The following is a 13,376-nucleotide window of genomic DNA, read 5'->3' on the forward strand; positions in this document are numbered from 1 at the left end:
CTCTAAAAAATAAGAAGTTCTTTTTACAACATTCCCCTCACCCCGCGTGGATCTTATTAAGGTGGATATATTTAATACAAAAATAATTTTCTAGCATTCATAACTTCCGGAGAAGTCTCTCAAAAATCCTTTTCCAAAGTACATTTTTGAAAACTTTATGTTTCAAAAAAATCTTATACCATAGTTTAAATATTTCTATCCCGTATTTGATCAGCTGGAAGATAATTAAACTGTTTCACAAGCAAATCTTTCATAATAGGCGTTGGAAAATGCTGATTAACTTCATCTATAATCTGTTTTTTAACCGTTTCAAATTTTATCTTCTCGACAGCACGTACATCTGAATAACTGTCCCAAAAACACTTAAAAATAGCATCATTAATCAATATTCCTAAAGGAAGCGATATGTCTTTCTCAATTTTCTTGTCTACAAGATAAGTTAATTGTGAAATTATATAACCCTGGACAACTCCCTCAACTAAAATGGGAACACTGATGATTTCTGTTTGACCAGAACTAACCTCTTCTACGATGGGAGCAGACGCTTCTGAAATATCGGGGTTTACAGCATTCACTTTGACACTCAGCATTAAAGTGCCAAGGGCCACTAAACAACCCCATACCCCCATCGCAATCATTTTAATCATTTGCGGCTTCCAGCATTAACTAAAACAGGATCATAAGTTCCATCTGTTTCTTCAGCGCGAGCAACTGTTTGCATAATTTGAGAAAGTTCCTTAACAGCTTCTAAATGCACTTGAAGTAATTCACTATTGCGCTGTAATTTTTCCTGTAAATCAGATAGCAAACTTTCTATTTTACTTTCAACATCTTGGTCCAAATACCGCATAACATCTTTCATCGACTGATTAAGATCACGCAGACCACGTGTTTTACGTAAATTAACCTCTTCATAATCTGGAACACCGTGGCTTTCAAGCATATTGCTTTCATAATCAACCACTTCTGTCAGCCCTTTAACAGCAGCCATAAATTTTGTTATTGCCCAATCACGACCAATTAGATCATTATTGAGAACTTTTGTTTTTAATGCAACATTTTCATCATTACATTGCGCTACAGACATTTTTATTCCCCTTTATGGTATTTCAATTGTCATATTAATAGTTTGTGTTCGATATTAATGTGCCAGATCAGCTTATTTTATGAATGATCGCATCAATGATAAAACGACGTCTTTAATGGGTAGCATTTATTTTATTTCCCTCTCCATTATATGACCCCTCTTCTTTCTTAGCCTGTTCAGAAATCAACATTTGCGCAATGCCAATTCCTCCAGATGTAGCAAATTCTTTAGCCAATTGTTCAGCCATCATAAATTTCCAAATTTGCCCTGCCTGCCCCTTTCCAAAAATGGATTGCATCTCAGTTGTGAACATATTTTCAACAAAAGTCTGCAGTATAAAGGCTTCAAAGTTTTTAAAGACTTCAGTGTTTTTGTTCTCTACGCTGTGTGGTTTTAGGTGTACTTGTTGAAGTTCGTGTTGTGTTACGTTATGTGAGTTTGTGTAATCAGCGTGCACAAGTTGAGCAAAATTGTTTTCTTGATTTGCAGCAGTTTGTGTGCGTGCTGTGGTGTGTAAATCACGCAACTTTTCAACAGAAGCACGATATTCAACTGGGTCAGCTGCGCGCGCAACATCAAGAACAATATCTGAAGGTGGCTGAATAGCCATGAGCTTCCCCTTTATTTAACTACCATTTGCTTTTCTTTGTTTTAAATTCTTAAGTTTCGTCTTAAATTTGACAACAATGCATGCTTCTCTCTAATTTCATAGAAATGGTTTATACTCACTTGAGTAAAACCACCCTTTGTGCACCCAATAAATTATGTGCACAGAATTTTACACATAATGTATTTTTCAACAAAATACAATGTTTAAATAAATCACCCCGCGTGGATCAACACAAGAACATTATGTAAAGCAACTAAAGCACCATATGCTGCCTCTTTTTAACGACTACTCGTTTTTCTTCGTAATTCATATTTTCTAAAAAGATAGGATTTTTTTTACTCTTTCAATAGCTTTTAAAAATAAAGTAAACCCTATAACATTTAAACACTATAAAGCACCAAACTTATGTCAAACTGACGTCTTTTATCATTTTATCTGCAATATAATCTTCGAGCATATTATTAAATTGTTGACGTTCTTCTATAACTTTAACCTCTTTACACTTTTCTTCTAATCGTTGCAAACGGCTAGAAGCTTCATGCACAATTTGTTTTTTTTGTACAATTTGTCCCTGAAGATGTTTTTCTGTTTTGGCTATACGTTGTAAGCGCCGTGCTAAAAAACTGGCATCCAAAAAATCAGGAGTTTTTTCCTTTTCCATTAAGGAAAAAAGTGCCCGCGTCTCCTCTTCACAAGCAGAAAGGTCATTGTGTAAACCTTCTAATTCAATCTTATGATAAGTTTTCATAAAACTTTGTATCTTAAGAAGCTTACGGTAGCGTTTGCCCTTTTGCATTTTAAGGTCCCCTATTGAGCCAATCTTGAAGCTCTAAACTGAAAAAATGTAAAAGCTCTGGTATCAAGAAATAAAGTAAAAATATCCCCCCTGCGACAACAAAAGGCAATGAAATAAAATAAACCGGAATGGTAGGTGTTAATTTATTTACTAATCCGATCCCAATATTGATCAAAATCGCATAAGTAATAAAAGGTGCTGCAATAGATAGTGTGGTTAAAAATGCTCGCGACAAAACATCACGATAATCAATCAAAGCGGCTTCTGGATTTGGAATAAAAGATGGTGAGACAACATCATAAGAAGCTAAAAGGCCACGAATAGTCACCATATGCAAATCACTTGCAAAAAAAAGCATAACAGCCGCCAAAACAAATAGATGAGCAATTTGAGTTTCTGGCATTGAGTCAATCACACTATGACCAGGTTGACCTGAATATCCTATAGACATGGCAATGATTGTCGCCATAAATTGCAATGCCCACAGATAAACATGGGCAATAACTCCCAAACTAGCCCCAATAAGCATTTCAGAAAACAAAGCGCGTGTAAGAACTGCAATATCAGGCTTATCACCAAGTTCTTTAAAAAATCAACAACAAGGGGAAGCATAACAAATGAAAAAGCAATAGCAAGCAATAAACGGAAATTCATGGGAATACGTAAGCTTGATATGCCCGGCATAAACATCAAACAAGCCCCTACCCGTGCAAAAACTAACATGGCGATGATAACCAACTGGTCAATTGGCAAAGACGTCACAGGTAATAAAGACGTCAATGACATCAACTCTTCTCCCGTGAAGAGATAACTCCTAATGTTTTAACTTCAACACCACGAGCAATTTCTGCATGAGAAAGAACAGGCAACGTCGAGAAAAGGCGTTCCATAATCATGCGAACATAAGGTCGCGCTTCAGGCGATGTAATCAGTACAAAACGCACCGCTTTTTCCATATACTGGCGAATGATAGCTGTTGCCTCGGTTCCAAATTTTTCAAGTTCAACAGGATCCATATCAAATTCAATAATTTCACCCTTTGCATCACGTTTTAAAGCTTTGTGGAAAGCAAGGTCCCAGTAACTTCCCATCCGTAAAACCTGCAGTACACCACCTTCAGATAAGTCACCACAAATTTGCTGCGATAAACGCAACCGCACATGCTCAGCAATCAAATCAGAACGCCGCACATGGGGTGCAATTTCAGCCACCGCTTCTAAAACAAGATTTAAACTGCGAATGGAAACACGTTCTGATAATAAAAGCTTTAAAACCGCTTGTAACCCAGAATAAGAAAGATGTGCAGGACAAATTTCTTCCAATAATTTACGATATTCGCCACCCAAACGTTCAAGAAGAATGCGCATATCTTTATAAGAAAACAATTGTGCTAAATTATTGCGTAAAACTTCACTCAAATGGGTCAACAACACAGAAAGATTATCGACCGCCATATAACCTTCACGCATCAATTCAGAGCGAAATGTTTCTGAGGTTGCAAAAGCACGCATACCAAAAGCCGGCTCGCACACTTGTTCACCTGGAATATTGGGAATAGGTTTATTGCTCGGCATAATGAGGACCTCACCTATGCGCATTTCGTAAGATGCCACAACCGTACCATATAATTTGATCCAATAGCTTTTTGCCGGCACTTTATAATCATCTGATATCTGTATTTCAGGAATAACAAAACCATATTCTTGCGCAAATTTACGGCGCATTTTTGCAACACGGTCAGCCAATTCAACTTTTTTCGATAATAAATGCTTAGACAATTGCTTGCCCATGGCAATTTCAACACGTACCGTTTCAAGTGATGCTTTAAGCGACTGGCTTTCTTCCTGATGAGCCTTTTGTGCATCTTGTGCCAACTGTGCCTCTTGTGCAAGAGATTCTTTGCGCAAGCGATGTGGAATAGAATAACCAATCGAAGCCATAAGCAAAGACAAAAGAATAAAAGGAACAGCTGGCAAACCAGGCATCAACCCTAACATAAATAAAAGAAGAGAAGATACAAAGAGCGCTTTGGGATACCTTCCAAGTTGCCCCAAAACAGCCTTTTCAGCTGAACCACGGGTACCCCCTTTAGAAACCAAAAGACCTGCCGCCAAAGAAACAATCAAAGCCGGTATCTGTGTAACAAGACCATCACCCACGGAAAGCTTAGTAAAAACATCCGCCGCACCAGATAAGGTCATTCCATGGCGTGTAACACCAATAATAATACCCCCAACAATATTAACAGCCGTAATAATAAGCCCGGCAATAGCATCCCCACGCACAAATTTTGATGCCCCATCCATTGCCCCAAAAAAGGAACTTTCTTCTTCAAGTTCATGACGGCGACGTTGCGCTTCTTTCTCATCAATAAGGCCTGATGAAAGATCAGCATCAATAGCCATTTGCTTTCCTGGAATAGCATCTAGAGTAAAACGTGCACCCACTTCAGCAATACGCGTTGCACCTTTGGTGATCACCAAAAAATTGACAATAATAACAATGGCAAAAACAACAAGACCAATAACAAAATCCCCCCCCATCACAAACTGCGAAAAACCGTGAATCACATTTCCTGCGGCTTTATAGCCTTCATCACCATGGGTTAAAATAACACGGGTTGTCGCAATATTAAGGGATAAGCGCAATAAGGTCGTAATCAACAAAACTGTTGGAAAAGCTGAAAAATCAAGTGGCCGCTGAATCCACAACGAAACCATTAAAATCAAAACAGAAAATGCAATGGAAAAGGAAAGCCCCAAATCTAAAATAAAAGCAGGAACAGGTAAAAAGAGAACTGTGAGAATAATGATAATTCCCATCGCAAACGCAATATCTCGACCAGAAAATTGATTCTGGTTTCCAATATGGGTACCCGGACTACGCTGCACACTTTTCTCCTTAAACAATTATATTCCATACCCCCCTTGCCAAAAGAACTTTAAAAAATTCTTTAATGCACTTTTTATCGCAAACTTTAAGTAACAAAGCTTGTGTGAAAATGGTGTGTAACTACACAATTAATGGTGTTGTGGCTACACAATTTTGACATACTTTAAAATTTACACATCAATATAACAAATCTTTTATCCCCTATAAACCATAACACAAAACACATTATCCCTCGCGTAGTCTAAAAATAATTTTAAGCTTGCCGAATGTTTGATATCAGCCTATATTACAGTGTGTAACATTGTGTGAATATACATTGATACAATAAGAAACTGCGAGAGGTTTCTAAAAACAGTAAGAGGTTTATTATGACTGATATGGTAAAAACTGCTATGCTTTATTCAACGCTGATTATCAGCGCCAATGCCATTATTGTTTTAGCTTTGGTGCTTGGCATTCAATAAAGTCTCATTGAGAGAGGCTCATTTAAGCTCTTCACATCCATAGCAAAATCTGAGCATTTTGAGCAGTCAAATAAGGATGTTATATATACAAGTAAAGAAATATAGAGAATTTTAAAAATTAAGAGGAGGGGAACGTGTTTTTTTGCTTAAGTTATATTGTTGATACGTAATTATCGCTTTAAGAGTTTGTGTGAAAATTTTCGTTACTAAGACATTTTTAGAGGAATCTGCTTTTTAAAGCCTGTTTTTTTTATAAGTAATTCTTAGCAAGATTGCTCTTTTAAATTCAAAGATTAAGCATTTTTATTATAACATTCCTATCAATTGGTCTTACAATAAGAGTACTTATTACTAAACTCGATCTGACTTCAGCAATTATTTTTTATAAGACATGAACGACAGTTTATAAGAAATAAATGGTAATCGTTTTACCATCGTCGTTTTAGCCTTTTCATCTTTCTAGACAGGCTATAATTTTTTAAACTCAAGCTGTTTATAAAAATCTCATTTATCACACTGTTTATTTAATCATATTACTTATTTAAAGCATCAAACAAAAAAACAACATAAATAGTGCACCAAAGCAGTATACTCAACAAGGACAAACAAAAATGAAGTTGCAGCAAATTGAAGATGGTATTTTTGTTAGTGCCCAAATCAGCGTTGCAAACATTAAAACACTCGCAAAAACTGGAATTAAAACTATTGTCTGCAACAGGCCTGATCAAGAAGAGCCTAACCAGCCTGATTTTGCCACCATTCAAGCAGCCGCTCATCAACACGGAATACAAGCTCACTATATTCCGATTACACCTTCGACTATAGAAAAATCTCACATTGAAGCTATGCAAACAATTTTAAAAACAGCACCGCTTCCTCTCCTCGCCTATTGCTGCTACGGTACACGCTCAATTCATCTTTGCTCTTTAGCACGTATTATTTAACCTTGTGTTTTAATAAAACAGAAAGAAACAAACATTAAACCTTCTTATTATAAAACCATGAGGCCATGTAACTAAGAAGCGACAAAAACAATGATGAAGTCTGATCTCCAAACTGTTAATTCCCCTACTCATAAACGAAAACTTCACCTGTTTCATGACGTTTTGGAATATATCTTTATTCTCATAATCAGCTTAAGCTCTATTTTTGCGATTCTTTTTTCCTTTTTAGATCGGATCATGATGTTTTTTTAAAAGTCAGCAACTGATCTAGCAATGAAAGCGGTTGAATTTTTTCCAAAACCGCTTTTGCTTCATTTTCATCATGTTGCATTTGTTTTTTCAAAGGCTCTAATCCATCAAATTTTTTTTGCCCTCGTAAAAACTGTACAAAAGAAACGGTACAGCTTTCATCATAAAGATTGTCAGTAAAATCAAACAAATAAGTTTCTAAAAGTGGTGCTCCACCATCAATAACTGTTGGGCGACAACCAAAACTTGCGACACCATCATGCAAAACACCATTCAAACGGCGCAATCGTACTGCATAAACACCATGTGCTAAGCCGGTTTGGGGAGGCAACACTTGATTGGCAGTAGGAAAGCCCAAAGACCGACCAAGCTTTTCACCATGTATAACATTTGAGCGCACACGATAATGGTACCCTAATAAATGAGCTGCTTTTTCCACCTGCCCTTGTGATAAAAGCTGACGAATAAAACTAGAAGAAATTTCCTCCCCCTGTAGAGTACACAAAGAAGGAATTTGAACAACTTCAAAACCGCATTCTTTTCCTTTTTGACGCAAAAACTGCGCATTTCCACTTTTTTTTCGACCAAAGTGAAAATTATCCCCCGTTACCACAACACAAACATCAAAAGCTTGTTTTAAAACAACGCTAATAAATTCATCAGCTGAAAGAGCAGCAAACTGTGCATCAAAATGCTCTTCAACTACACCCTGAAAACCCAAAATTTTGAAGATTTCAGCTTTTTCAGCTGCTGGTGTCAAACGATCAACACAAGCTGAACCTTGAAAAAAACTTCTTGGATGCGGTTCAAATGTTAACACAAGAGCTGGCTTGTTTTTTATACGTGCTAAATCTAACGCTTTTTGCAACACCGCTTGGTGACCACGATGAACACCATCAAAATTCCCAATAGCTAAAACTGCACCACGTAAAACTTCAGGAATCTCTGTGTATCCTTGAAGACGCAAAAAATTATCCATTATTGAAGCGCCCACATCATCGCTTGTGGCTGATAACCATAATGGTTAAGAAAAGAGTGCAAAGCTTCTTTATTGACCACACCATTGTGCGTATAGTCATGACAATGGATGCCCCCCAGAATATAAAGGACATCAACCCCAAAATCGATAGCGCCTTTTACATCGGTTAAAATGCCATCTCCAATAGCTAAAATCCGACTTTTTTCTATTGTCCCACGAATGTTTTTTAATTTTTCAAAAGCACATTCATAAATAGGTGTATGGGGTTTACCCGCAATACGGACCTCACCGCCTAAATATTGGTAAAGCTGTGCTAAAGCACCAGCGCACCACAATGTTTGATCCCCACAATGAACAGTGATATCAGGATTGGCACAAATAAAAGGCAAACCCCGTTCTTGTAGGCGCTGCAGCATATCTTCATAAGCCTGTGGCGTTTCTCCAAAGTCTTCAAAAAAGCCACTGCAAACCACCGCACAAGCTTCCTCTTCTTCAACCAGCTCACATGCTAACCCTTTAAACAAAGCCAAATCACGTTGCGGACCAATAAAAAAGATTTTCTGCGGTGCACTCAAAATAAGATCACGTGTCACATCACCTGAAGTGATAATTGCATCATAACAATCACTGGCAACTTTCATTCTTTGCAATTGAGCTATAACATCTTCACGTGGTCGGGGTGAATTGGTAAGCAAAACAACGCTTTTTCCCATCTTGCGCATTTTTTGCAAAGCTTTCACAGCTGAATCAAAAACGCGCACACCATCGTGCACAACCCCCCAAACATCACAAAACACAGCATCATAATGGGTAACTATAGGATCAATATGAGTGAGTTCTTTCATGATTATCTATTTATATTATAGTGCGCCCGCTTTTTATTTTTTTAACTTCTTATCGCAAGATCATTTTTTTGTCATCTGCTTTCTTAAGCCACCATATTTTTACCCAAAAAACCAATTAAATCTTGAGGGTAATTTTGGCTTTCATCAATTAAGATGGCAAAATTTAAAAAATCAGAAACCCAGCCAAGCTAGAACGAGAATGTTTTAATTAAAACATCTAATAAGGCCATTTTGATCGTGCAACCCGAAAAGGTCTTGAGTAAGGTGGATAATAACGCTGATAACGCAAGTAACGAATGTAAACTCGAAACAACATAGGATCAATTTTTGCCATCTTGCGTAGCACATAAAGGCCAATCAACCAAATACACGTCCCAATAATTGTTGCAACAATGCTCATTGCTGAAATAATAAAAACGCCAATTAAAAGCGTTAAAATCAGCAGTGGTTCGCGCTCTGCTCCCATAATTAGCTTAGGCTCGTAAAGAAAACGATATATGGGCTCGTAGTCTAACTCCTCATCCATTGCATTTCTCCAATCACCATATTTTCAGGAACAACAGCACCAGAAAAAAGCATACCTCTAAAAAGCGACATACCAAAAACAATTATACAGATAAAAAGGACTACATAAATAATCCTCATTAAAAAGTCACTAATATCATTTCTAAAAATTAAAGCAACTCCACCGGCGGCTGCAATCCCAAACAAAGAAACAACAACAGTAACAGGTCCTGATATTAATCTCATAATTCTTTTTAAAGGTGTTTCCCATGGAAAAACCACATCATCAGTTGGTATGCCAGCAGCATAAGCGGAATTTCCTAAAATGAAAAATAACAGAAAGACAATGCCTAAATTGAAGATAATTGCATGACTTACACTTTTAACAAATTAGAATAAATTGAGTATCATTATGATACCTACAAAACAAGAGTATATAGACTGTATAAGCTGACAGTTTTGCCATTTTCAATCATTGCCATACTATCCTGGATGCTCCCACTTTAAGAGCCACATCTGATTTAACAGCACAAATATTTTTGAGATACCCCCTGCCCGTAATTCCTTACGTTTTACATCACATACATAACTCTTAAGTAATTTTTTTCCACAAATCTTCTCATCGTTATGGTTATAGATATACATGTTAACTTCAAGCTTGCATCTAAGCATAACTAAAATTTCAAGAAACCGGTAAACCTAAATTTATATCTGCTTATCCAAACCATGAACAATCAGATGAGCACAGATTAATATTAAACAGTAGCGCAGTTATCAGTAATTGTTTTTGCACCATGACCATGGCTAAATAAAATTGTCATCACCATGGAGATTTTAAAAATTCTGATGAATGCTTATGAAAAAGTGTAGCACTATACTATAATTTAAAAAGTTTTACTTCTGATCAGAAATTAATTCTAGAATTGCTTTCTGTTTTACAGATGTAAGAACTCTAAAACTTTTTAAAAGCAAGTATTCTTCTTTGCTCGATATGATTTCATCATAATGGCACGAGATACCTTCTTTTGTTGCAGTATCAGGATAAAAAAAGGAAATAGGAACATCAAATATATCGGCAATATCTTTCAAACGTCCAGCTCCTACACGATTTAATCCTTTTTCGTACTTTTGGATTTGTTGGAAGCTTATACCTAAATGGTGAGCTAATGTTTTTTGAGACATTCCCAACATTCTTCTTCTATATCGGATTTTCTTGCCGACAAAAATATCATTATGAGGATTTTTTTGCACTTCTATCCCCCGCCGGGTAGCGAGCGCCCTCGCATTGGTATTCCGGGAGTCAAAAGTACTGAGTTTAGGTCAGCTTTTTTGCTTTTAGTGCCATAGCACCTGGACATCACAAAAACTCCCGGAATTCCGGGAACCCCATATAATAATGGGTTAATTTTTGTGCCTAAACTTGGAAGGACTTTTGAATCCCTCTTGATCGCTGCGTATACGATCAATACACTTTTTAATTAATAAAGTAATTTCAGAAAATTGGCAATAAAATAGTTTTCAATCTACAAAGGTTATCTTTAATTGAGAGGTAGAAAGCCTCTCATTTTGAGAGGTGGAAAGCGCTTCATTTTGAATGATGTACGAATAAAGTAAAGAATAATGATGCGCTCATGTTTTGTGCACTTCTAGGTCACCCCCCGCCAGGCGAGCGCCCTCGCATTGGTATTCCGGGAGTCAAAAGTACTGAGCTCAAGTCAGCTTTTTTGCTTTTAGTGCCATAGCACCTGGACATCACAAAAACTCCCGGAATCGTGGAGAAAACCATAGAGTGGGTTAATCTTTGCACTTGAATTTTAGGGGGTTTTGAATCCCTTTTTGATTACCGCGTATACGATCAACACACTTTTTAACTCATAAAGTGATTTCAAAAAATTGGCAATAAAAACAGTTTTCAGCCTACAGAGGCTGTCCTTAATTGAGAGGCAGAAAGCCTCTCATTTTGAATGATGTGTAAACGAATAAAGTGAGCTCTCATTTATTGGAGAAGTATTGGAAAAATGTAAGCTCATAACCAGAGGAAATGCTGGAACGTATTAAGAGCGTGTCATGCCACCGTAAAATTTAGGAAGAAAAGCAACTGATAAGAATGCGGCTAACACCAGCATAAGATTTTAAAATTTTCGTGGAGATATTTTAAAAAAGCACCAATATTGTTCTTATTGTCTTTTTTATGTTTATAGATCAATTGAAGGGAGATGATAAAATCTATAACTGAAGTGAAGAAAATATCACTCAAATAACTTTGATGCATTTTATTGACAGAAGAGACAAACACCGTCATAAAATATCATTAAGACTAACATGAGTGATAATATTTGCATGATCTCTTGTGATTTTTTGCTTTTTTTCAAACTCTATTTTGTTTTCCAAACATAACATATCTTTATGAGCTTAATTAAAAAATTTATAACTGTTGCTTCAGGAACTTGCGCGAGTCGTCTTTTTGGTTTTGTGCGCGAAGTATTAATGGCAGCATCTTTTGGTACAGGCCCTGCTGCTGACGCTTTCAACGCAGCTTTTCGTTTTCCAAACACATTTCGCCGTCTTTTTGCTGAAGGCGCTTTTAATGCAGCTTTTGTTCCCCTATTTTCAAAGAAAATTACTGAAAATGGAACAGAAAATGCACGCAAATTTGCAGAAGAGGTCTTTGGCGTTCTATTCTCGCTACTCTTACTTTTAACTATTGCTATAGAAGTGAGTATGCCTTTTTTAGTGCGCACTGTAATTGCACCAGGATTTGCAGAAGATGCAACAAAATTTGAAGCTACAATTCGTTTTACTGCAATCATGTTTCCCTATTTAGCGTGCATGTCTTTAGCGGCCATGATGGGGGGAATGCTCAATGCATTACAACGTTATTTTGTTGCAGCTATTGCTCCTGTCTTTTTAAATATTATGATGATCGGCGTGCTCGCCTATGCTTGGATATTTCAGCTTGATGCTTGGCAGATTGGGCTAAACCTTTCCTGGGGGGTTATGGTTGCTGGCCTTCTTCAACTTACTTTAATTGCAGTTGCTCTGCGTCAAAGTGGGATGAAAATTTCCCTACGTCTTCCTTATCTTAGCCCCAATGTTCGCCAGCTCTTAACCCTGGCATTCCCTGCTGCCATTACGGGGGGAATTACGCAAATCAATTTATTGATCAATACCAATATTGCATCCAGCCATCCGGGTGCTGTTTCTTCTTTGGTTTATGCTGACCGCCTTTATCAATTACCATTAGGCGTCGTTGGTATTGCTGTTGCGACTGTTCTTTTGCCTGAATTAACAAAAGCCTTCCGCAATAAAAATAACAAAGAAGCAAACTATTTGCAAAACCAAGCTATTGCATTTACCCTCTTTTTAACCTTACCGGCATCAATCTTTTTTTTCCTAATATCCACCCCCATTGTTAGCCTTTTCTTTGAACGCGGGCAATTTACAAGCCAATCAACACTCACTGTTGCACATTTGCTTGAACTTTATGGATTAGGGCTTCCAGCTTTTGTATTAATAAAAATCTTTATTCCTAATTTTTTTGCTCATGAAGATACAAAAACACCAATGATTTTTGCAGGCATTTGTGTTTTGATCAATATCGGTTTAGCGCTTACATTATTCCCGATTTTGTCAGCACGTGGCATTGTGATTGCAGAAATTACCTCTGGATGGGTTAACACACTTTTGCTTTGTGGCACCCTTATCAAACGCGGTTATTGGAAATGTGATATGCAACTTATCAAATGGATTGCATGCTTGATCGTTGCCATTCTCTTAATGGCTGCCGCTTTGTATTATGCACTTGGGTTTTTATCTTTCCCTTTGTCCTCACAAGCGCCACTGTTTTTGCGAATAGGAACTTTAGCAGGTTTAATCTTCTCCATTCTATTGTTTTATTGTATCATCTGCTTTTCTCTTGGCATGAGTTATTTTCCTTTTTTACGTAAAAATTTGAAACAGCGCCTATAATATCTTATTTGACTTTCAAAAAAGAAGCTTTACCACA

Annotated in this window: 13 protein-coding genes and 1 pseudogene; 3 read left to right on the forward strand and 11 right to left on the reverse strand. The window is 37.0% G+C overall.

What is annotated here, in order from left to right; genetic code table 11:
• Positions 1 to 185: 185 nt before the first annotated feature.
• From BWD121_RS05805 to fliR, 5 genes and pseudogenes are all read right to left on the reverse strand, one after another.
• Positions 186 to 647 (reverse strand): hypothetical protein, encoded by a 462-nt coding sequence (locus tag BWD121_RS05805; RefSeq protein WP_078663734.1) that lies wholly within the window; start codon positions 645 to 647, stop codon positions 186 to 188.
• Positions 644 to 1,087, reverse strand: a complete 444-nt coding sequence (locus BWD121_RS05810) for a flagellar protein FlgN (RefSeq protein WP_078663735.1) — start codon at positions 1,085 to 1,087, stop codon at positions 644 to 646. Before BWD121_RS05810 ends, BWD121_RS05805 begins: the two co-directional genes overlap by 4 nt.
• 112 nt (positions 1,088 to 1,199) lie before the next feature.
• Entirely contained in the window at positions 1,200 to 1,697 is a 498-nt protein-coding gene (locus BWD121_RS05815) for a rod-binding protein (RefSeq protein ID WP_078663736.1), read from the reverse strand.
• A 403-nt stretch (positions 1,698 to 2,100) separates the two neighbouring features.
• Positions 2,101 to 2,493 carry a hypothetical protein gene (locus BWD121_RS05820; RefSeq protein WP_078663737.1) on the reverse strand — a complete coding sequence of 131 codons (393 nt, stop codon included), beginning with the start codon at positions 2,491 to 2,493 and terminating at the stop codon, positions 2,101 to 2,103.
• A gap of 1 nt (position 2,494) precedes the next feature.
• Positions 2,495 to 3,216: pseudogene (fliR, locus tag BWD121_RS05825) on the reverse strand (flagellar biosynthesis protein FliR).
• Between fliR and BWD121_RS08520 the strand changes: the two are divergent.
• A complete protein-coding gene (locus BWD121_RS08520) occupies positions 3,146 to 3,304 on the forward strand; it encodes a hypothetical protein (protein WP_240536714.1) in 159 nt (52 codons plus the stop codon). The pseudogene fliR and the gene BWD121_RS08520 overlap by 71 nt on opposite strands.
• On the opposite strand, the gene flhA is transcribed toward BWD121_RS08520, so the two are convergent.
• Positions 3,279 to 5,315 carry a flagellar biosynthesis protein FlhA gene (flhA, locus tag BWD121_RS05830; protein WP_240536711.1) on the reverse strand — a complete coding sequence of 679 codons (2,037 nt, stop codon included), beginning with the start codon at positions 5,313 to 5,315 and terminating at the stop codon, positions 3,279 to 3,281. The two genes, BWD121_RS08520 and flhA, sit on opposite strands and share 26 nt — an antisense overlap.
• 1,145 nt (positions 5,316 to 6,460) lie before the next feature.
• On the opposite strand from flhA, the gene BWD121_RS05835 reads away from it, so the two are divergent.
• The gene (locus BWD121_RS05835; RefSeq protein WP_078663739.1) at positions 6,461 to 6,793 is read left to right on the forward strand and encodes a TIGR01244 family sulfur transferase; all 333 of its coding nucleotides are present in this window, start codon (positions 6,461 to 6,463) and stop codon (positions 6,791 to 6,793) included.
• 235 nt (positions 6,794 to 7,028) lie between these two features.
• Here BWD121_RS05835 and BWD121_RS05840 read toward each other — a convergent pair whose 3' ends face one another.
• The 5 genes from BWD121_RS05840 to BWD121_RS05860 all read right to left on the reverse strand — a co-directional run bounded on the left by BWD121_RS05840 (position 7,029) and on the right by BWD121_RS05860 (position 10,627).
• Positions 7,029 to 8,021, reverse strand: a complete 993-nt coding sequence (locus BWD121_RS05840) for a bifunctional riboflavin kinase/FAD synthetase (protein ID WP_078663740.1) — start codon at positions 8,019 to 8,021, stop codon at positions 7,029 to 7,031.
• Positions 8,021 to 8,866, reverse strand: a complete 846-nt coding sequence (locus BWD121_RS05845; protein ID WP_078663741.1) for a TIGR01459 family HAD-type hydrolase — start codon at positions 8,864 to 8,866, stop codon at positions 8,021 to 8,023. The genes BWD121_RS05840 and BWD121_RS05845 overlap by 1 nt, the downstream gene beginning before the upstream one ends.
• A gap of 217 nt (positions 8,867 to 9,083) precedes the next feature.
• A complete protein-coding gene (gene trbD / locus BWD121_RS05850) occupies positions 9,084 to 9,392 on the reverse strand; it encodes a conjugal transfer protein TrbD (protein WP_078663742.1) in 309 nt (102 codons plus the stop codon).
• Positions 9,377 to 9,736: a TrbC/VirB2 family protein gene (locus BWD121_RS05855; protein WP_078663743.1), complete on the reverse strand. Its 360-nt coding sequence runs from the start codon at positions 9,734 to 9,736 to the stop codon at positions 9,377 to 9,379. Before BWD121_RS05855 ends, trbD begins: the two co-directional genes overlap by 16 nt.
• A gap of 528 nt (positions 9,737 to 10,264) precedes the next feature.
• Complete coding sequence (locus tag BWD121_RS05860) at positions 10,265 to 10,627, reverse strand: helix-turn-helix transcriptional regulator (protein WP_197684878.1); 363 nt, start codon at positions 10,625 to 10,627, stop codon at positions 10,265 to 10,267.
• 1,149 nt (positions 10,628 to 11,776) lie between these two features.
• Between BWD121_RS05860 and murJ the strand changes: the two genes are divergently transcribed.
• Positions 11,777 to 13,339, forward strand: coding sequence for a murein biosynthesis integral membrane protein MurJ (gene murJ / locus BWD121_RS05865; protein ID WP_078663744.1), 1,563 nt, complete (start codon positions 11,777 to 11,779; stop codon positions 13,337 to 13,339).
• The last annotated feature ends 37 nt before the right edge of the window (positions 13,340 to 13,376 follow it).

The sequence above is a fragment of the Bartonella sp. WD12.1 genome (assembly GCF_002022415.1).
Lineage (GTDB): Bacteria > Pseudomonadota > Alphaproteobacteria > Rhizobiales > Rhizobiaceae > Bartonella.